This window comes from Streptomyces sp. NPDC059866, from assembly GCF_042731325.1.
Classification (GTDB): domain Bacteria; phylum Actinomycetota; class Actinomycetes; order Streptomycetales; family Streptomycetaceae; genus Streptomyces; species Streptomyces flavusporus.
In genome coordinates this window covers 1-5,499 of the sequence record NZ_JBHWJT010000101.1, presented here as the reverse complement: position 1 = coordinate 5,499, position 5,499 = coordinate 1, and the positions used below count along the sequence as shown (strand labels likewise).

Below are 5,499 nucleotides of genomic sequence, written 5' to 3'. Positions count from 1 at the left end.
AGTCCGGCCCGCCACCAGCGCGGCCACCGCCCGCAGCCGAAGGGCCTCCTGCGCCGACGGCGACAACTGCCGTGCGTCCCCCACCAGTTCACTCATGCAGGGATCAACGACCCAGAACACCTACCGTTTCGGATCAATAACGCGGACGAAACAGCTCTCGCCGTCCACTTCCACGATGAAACCACCCGCCTCGTCGTCAAGCGGTCCGCGACCGACCTGAGTACTTGTCCACTGCCTTGAGCCGTCTCTCGGCCCAGACACTTTCCGACCCACGTCTATGGTTCTCGCCATGGCAGTCCCCCAGATCATCCCGATCTCCCACGAGCCCGATTACCGCACCAAGACCATCGGGCGGTATGCGGGAGGCCAGTTTTTCGCCTCGGTCACCTACGCCTTTCCAGAAGGGTTCAGGCTCGGCGACGGGTGGGAGGAACAGAAGCGCCTCTACGTCGTGCTACACCGTTTCGACTCCGAGGGTCGGCACATCGACTCGGACATCTGGTGCGCAGGCACGTGGGCTGAGCAGCAGCGACGACCTTACGACGGGGACTCCGTCTCATCTCGAGCCGAGGCACGGATGAGAGCACTTCTCGACGACCTTTCTCAGCGCGAGTACGGGGACATCGCGATCCGTCCGTTCCAGCTGACCGCTGACGGCGTGCTCTTCGGCCTGATCACTGAACGCCACGAAGACGGGGAAGGCGAAGACGACTGGGCCGAGCTCTACCCCGACCGCCTGGGCTTTTCGGCCCCCTGGGACGGTCGATACGACACCTGACGGCCAGCCCAAGTACGGGCTCTGCATGCTGCTGCAGTCAGCCAGAACCGCCTCTCTCGCCAGAGTCGTCACTGCGCGGACGCAGCCTACGCCGCGCCGCGGCCAGACGCTCCGCATAGTCTGCTGCGAAGATCCCGGGCAAGGACTTGTACCGCTACCGGGCTGTCCGCGAGGTGCTCGGTGGGTCTCCGATCGGTGAGGTCGCGGCCCGGTATGGCACCTCGCGTCAGACGTTGCACAGCTGGCGGCGGCGGTTCGAGCAGGAGGGCATGCCCGGTCTGCTGGACCGCTCCCGGCGCCCGCGGAACAGTCCCACGCACCTGTCCGTCGAGGTGGAGGCCGAGATCTGCGAGCTGCGTCGCTGGCATCCCCGGTGGGGTGCCCGCTGGATCTCCCACGAGCTGGCTGGCCGCGGGCTGGAGTCGGCGCCGTCGCGGGCCACGGTCCACCGGGTGCTGTCCCGCAACGGCCTGGTCCGCGCCCAGGAACAGCAGCATCCGCGCAAGTACCGCCGGTGACAGCGCGAGGCGCCCATGCACCTGTGGCAGATGGACCTGGTCGGCGGGGTCCCGCTGGCCGACGGGCGGGAGTGCAAGATGGTCACCGGCATCGACGACCACTCCCGGTTCGTCGTGATCGCCTCCGTCGTGGCGGTGCCCAGCGCCCGGGCGGTGTGCTCGGCCTTCACCGCCGCGATGCGCCGCTATGGGGTGCCCTTCGAGGTCAGCCCCATGTCGGCTCACTCGCATTCCGGCGCGTCACGCTGCCCGATTACCGCACACGCCCCGACAGGGCTCCCACTGCCGCAGATCGAGATCCTCGGCGGACTGCGACGGGAGCCACGTCATCACCCACAGCTGCGTTTCCGGCAACTGCTGACGTGGCATACCGGTGGCTGCCTCGATGATCCGGGTATCGACTGAGGTCAGGATGTGCCCCCCGTACCAGTCCTCGAGGGATACGAGCGTCGTCGTGTCCCCGCCCCGTATCACCGTGGCACGGGTCTGGACGTGGCGCTTCGGACTCATGTAACCCCCTTCACCTGCTTGGTACTGCATGGCGGGGGGTGAAGAGATCATGCACCTGATTCGGTCACAGCGGTAAGGGTGTGACCGGCTCCGTCTTCCGTGCCGGCTGGGGCCATCGCGGGTCAGGCAATCGGCCAGGCAGGCGGGACCCTACAGCTTCCAGACACGCAGCTGGTCTGCGACGTCCTGCACTCGGATACGGGTGTCGCGGATCTTGCGGACGAGGTCGGAGAGGGCGCCGTAGGGGGGATCGATGCCTTCGCCGGACTGGTCCATGTACTGGGCGGCGATGAACGCGGCGTACAGGCTGTTGCGGTGCGGGAGGGGCTCCAGGCGCACGATGGTGTGCATCAGGGCAGCCGCACGCCAGGCCGGGTCCGGGTCGGCCGCAGCGAGAGTGGGGAGCCGGGTCTTGTGGCGGGCGACGGCGGCCACCAGCGCGGAGTAGTCCGAGACGGTGAGGTCGTCATGACCGAGCGCGGTCTCTTGGACATCGAGGAGCCAGGAGACGTCGATGGAGAGGTGCATCAGGCGGCAGCGGCTCCGTTGCTGCGCTGGGCGGGCGGTACCTCGTCGGGGAAGGCCTGGTCGAACTCGTCGCGCAGCCGGTCGGCCCATCCGGTGGCGCCGGCGATGAACTGCTTGCGCTGCATCTCGCGGACGCCGAGGTCGTGGAGGTACTGCTTGAGGCTCTTGCCCTCGGCAGCGGCCGCGGCCCGTACGCCCTCGAGCTCTTCGTCGGTAAACGACACGTTCAGGGATGGCATGCACCCGATGGTACCTAGTAGGTGCCTGTCGCGCGAGCGTTCGGCGGTGGGCTCGCTGGTGGTGGCGGGCTCGTCGGAGGGGGCCGTGTCCGGCTCGTACCAGCGGTAGGTCCCGCCCCGAGCCGCGGTGAACCCGGAACCGGAGGGCGCGGTCAAGCTCTGTTGGCGTCGGCGGACGGTGAGCGCCATGAGGTGCTGGGGATGCCGTACACAGGGACCGCACCCTTGTGGGACTCGTACCAGCCGGAGTCACGGACGGCTTCGAGCTCCTGCTGTGTCTGGGACGGCTTCTCGCTGTTTCGACCGTGGGGGCCTCCGTTGACGACGTCGCCGGCGGGGTTGACGAGGTGCCATGCCGCCACGACGACCAGCGGCGTCACGCGCGCGTTGATGCCGAGGTTGCCGTCGGCGTTGCGGTAAGCGGCGACCTTGCACTGCCGCGCGGCCTCGAGCCCGTCACCGAAGAAGAGTTCCAGGTTGCTGATGGCCCAGCCTTCCAGGCGGGTGGCCAGGCCGGGTCCGTCGTAGACGAAGATCAGGTCCCCTCGGGCGGGAGATTGACGGTGTCGTGCTCGGAGTCGGTGCGCATCATGCCGCCTCACGGAAAGTGGCTTGCCACTTTTGCGCACAAGGGCGGCTGCGCCGTTGCCAACGGTTTCGGTGACGGCCTGCCACAGGTGGTCACCTACGCGGGCGGAGACGGCTCCCACGAAGATTCCGGGAACGACGGACAACCCCCGCGCGGGCGGGGACCACGAGCGCGCCCCGGCGCGCAGCGGGCGCGCCTACGGACAACCCCCGCGGGGGGTGCCTCTATGTTTCGGGCCGGGCTCGCATGATGTGCCGGGGTGTGACGGGGAGTGATGAGGGCGCGCGGTGGACTGCTCCTGGTCTGCCGGAGACCTGATTCCCTGAAAGGATCGAGCCATGGCACGTCCGTCCTCATCTGTGACGTCGGCATCCGATGCCGGCGAAGGCAGCGAGGAAAATGAGTAGCCCCCTGGTCGTGGTGGTCATGGGAGTCACGGGTACCGGCAACACCGCTATCGGTGTGCTGCTCGCGGCCCGGCTCGGTGTTCCGTACGCCGAGGGCGACGACTTCCACCCGCAGGCCAACATCGCCAAGATGTCGTCCGGTGTGCCGCTCACCGACGAGGACCGCTGGTCCTGGCTGGACGCGATCGGCGCCTGGGCGCGCGGGCGGGCGGGGCTCGGCGCGGTGATCAGCGGCTCGGCGCTGCGGAGGGCCTACCGCGACGGGGTGCGGGCAGCGGCTCCCGGCATCGTCTTCGTGCACCTCACCGGGCGACCGCGCCCTTATCGAGGAGCGGCTGGCTCGTCGGCGGGGCACTTCATGCGCACGACGCTGCTGGACTCCCAGCTCGCCGTGCTCGAGCCGCTGGGGCCGGGCGAGGCGGGCGTCGCAGTGGACGTGTCGGGCAGCCCCGAGGAGATCACCACCCGCGTTGTGTACGCACTGCACGACCGGAACGGCCCTCCGCCACGCAGTAGATCTTACTCCTCGCAGTAGTTGTCGGACTGCTGCTCTCAGAGCCCGCCGGACGATCACCTAGGGATATGGGATGCGCAACGGCCGCAAGGAAGCGACGGAGCGGGAGCAGCGGCTCCGATGGCTGCCTGCCGCGGTGATCGTAAGCGCGTTCGCCCTCGACATCGCCACCCGGGGAGACGTCAATACGTTCCCTGTGCTCGCGGCCGCCCCCGGAGTGGCCGCGCCGGTTCTTTCCCTGCGCGGGACAATCGCCACCGGCGTAGCGGCGAACCTCGCGGGGGTTGCCCTGGTGTACCTGGAAAGGGAGCCGGCCCGCGACGACCTCGTCGCGTTCAGCAGTCTGATCATTCTCACCGTCATCGCAGCGGTCCTCAATGTGCTGCTCGCACGCGACCGGCGGCAGTTGAAGACGAGCCGCGAGGTGGCCGCGGCGGTTCAGCGCGCGGTGCTCCCGGATCTGCCTCGTCGTGTGGGACGGCTGGCCGTGGCTTCCCGGTACGAGGCCGCCCATGAGGAAGCCGCCATCGGAGGGGACCTCTTCGCGATTCACGACACGCCCCACGGCACCCGGATCCTCCTCGCCGACGTGCGCGGCAAAGGACTCGAGGCGGTCCGTACGGTCAACGCCCTGCTCGGCTCCTTCCGCGAGGCCTGCGATCACCAACCGGACCTGCCGGGTGTCGTCCGGCAGATGGAGAACCGGATGCAGGTGGGTATCGCACAGGCGACCGGAGCGGAAGCGGAGTCGTTCGCTACGGCCGTCGTCGCGGAGATTTCCCCGGATTACTCCGTGCTGCGCGTCGCCAACCGGGGCCACGCGGCGCCGCTGCTGGTCCACGACGGCACGGTGGGCCCGCTGGAACCGGCCACGCCGTCGCTGCCGCTGGGCCTGGGCGTCCTCGGCGACGACGGCATTCCGGTCGACCGGTTCGACCTGCCCGTCGGAGCCACCCTGGTGCTGTTCACCGACGGCATCAACGAAGCCCGCGATGCCGACGGTGTCTTCTTCGACCCTGTTCCGGTGCTGTCCCAGTCCCTCCCGCCCGATCCGGACGTGGTGCTCGACGCCGTGCTCTCCGCCGTCTTCCGGCACACCGGGGAAAGCTGCAGGACGACGCCGCGCTCCTCGCCGTCGCCTTGGGCGAGTAGCTCCGCCCCGGGCACGCGTTCCGCGCGCGGACGTCACTTGGCTCGCACGTTCCACCGCCGGTGGAGGTCCTCACCCACCTGGTCGGCGTGGCGGCCGCGCGTCTCGGGGACCCACCTGGCGACGAAGGCCACACCGAGAACGCAGATCACGGCGAAGATCCAGAACGCGCTAGTGCTGTGACCGGGAAGGTTCGCCGGGGTCGGGAGCGGACAAGCGGTTTGATGGGCTGGGCAGCCTGTGCACTGGGCGTGGGAGGATCGCGC

6 protein-coding genes and 1 pseudogene are annotated in these 5,499 nt (G+C 68.8%); 4 read left to right on the top strand and 3 right to left on the bottom strand.

Features of this window, described 5'->3' with window-relative positions:
* Positions 1-289 precede the first annotated feature (289 nt).
* Positions 290-778 (top strand): hypothetical protein, encoded by a 489-nt coding sequence (locus ACFV7R_RS46575; protein WP_385276751.1) that lies wholly within the window; start codon positions 290-292, stop codon positions 776-778.
* A gap of 131 nt (positions 779-909) precedes the next feature.
* A pseudogene (locus ACFV7R_RS46570) lies at positions 910-1,503 on the top strand (helix-turn-helix domain-containing protein); the annotation flags it as partial.
* Between the two features lie 453 nt (positions 1,504-1,956).
* On the opposite strand, the gene ACFV7R_RS46565 reads toward ACFV7R_RS46570, so the two are convergent.
* The 3 genes from ACFV7R_RS46565 to ACFV7R_RS46555 all read right to left on the bottom strand — a co-directional run bounded on the left by ACFV7R_RS46565 (position 1,957) and on the right by ACFV7R_RS46555 (position 3,175).
* Positions 1,957-2,334, bottom strand: coding sequence for a toxin Doc (locus ACFV7R_RS46565; protein ID WP_385276748.1), 378 nt, complete (start codon positions 2,332-2,334; stop codon positions 1,957-1,959).
* Positions 2,334-2,573, bottom strand: a complete 240-nt coding sequence (locus tag ACFV7R_RS46560; RefSeq protein WP_385276746.1) for a hypothetical protein — start codon at positions 2,571-2,573, stop codon at positions 2,334-2,336. Before ACFV7R_RS46560 ends, ACFV7R_RS46565 begins: the two co-directional genes overlap by 1 nt.
* A 152-nt stretch (positions 2,574-2,725) precedes the next feature.
* Positions 2,726-3,175: a hypothetical protein gene (locus tag ACFV7R_RS46555; protein ID WP_385276754.1), complete on the bottom strand. Its 450-nt coding sequence runs from the start codon at positions 3,173-3,175 to the stop codon at positions 2,726-2,728.
* 386 nt (positions 3,176-3,561) lie between these two features.
* Here ACFV7R_RS46555 and ACFV7R_RS46550 point away from each other — a divergent pair, with 386 nt between their 5' ends.
* Both ACFV7R_RS46550 and ACFV7R_RS46545 read left to right on the top strand, forming a co-directional pair.
* Complete coding sequence (locus tag ACFV7R_RS46550; RefSeq protein ID WP_385276743.1) at positions 3,562-4,104, top strand: gluconokinase; 543 nt, start codon at positions 3,562-3,564, stop codon at positions 4,102-4,104.
* Positions 4,105-4,156: 52 nt separating this feature from the next.
* Positions 4,157-5,416 carry a PP2C family protein-serine/threonine phosphatase gene (locus ACFV7R_RS46545; RefSeq protein ID WP_385276740.1) on the top strand — a complete coding sequence of 420 codons (1,260 nt, stop codon included), beginning with the start codon at positions 4,157-4,159 and terminating at the stop codon, positions 5,414-5,416.
* Positions 5,417-5,499 lie beyond the last annotated feature (83 nt).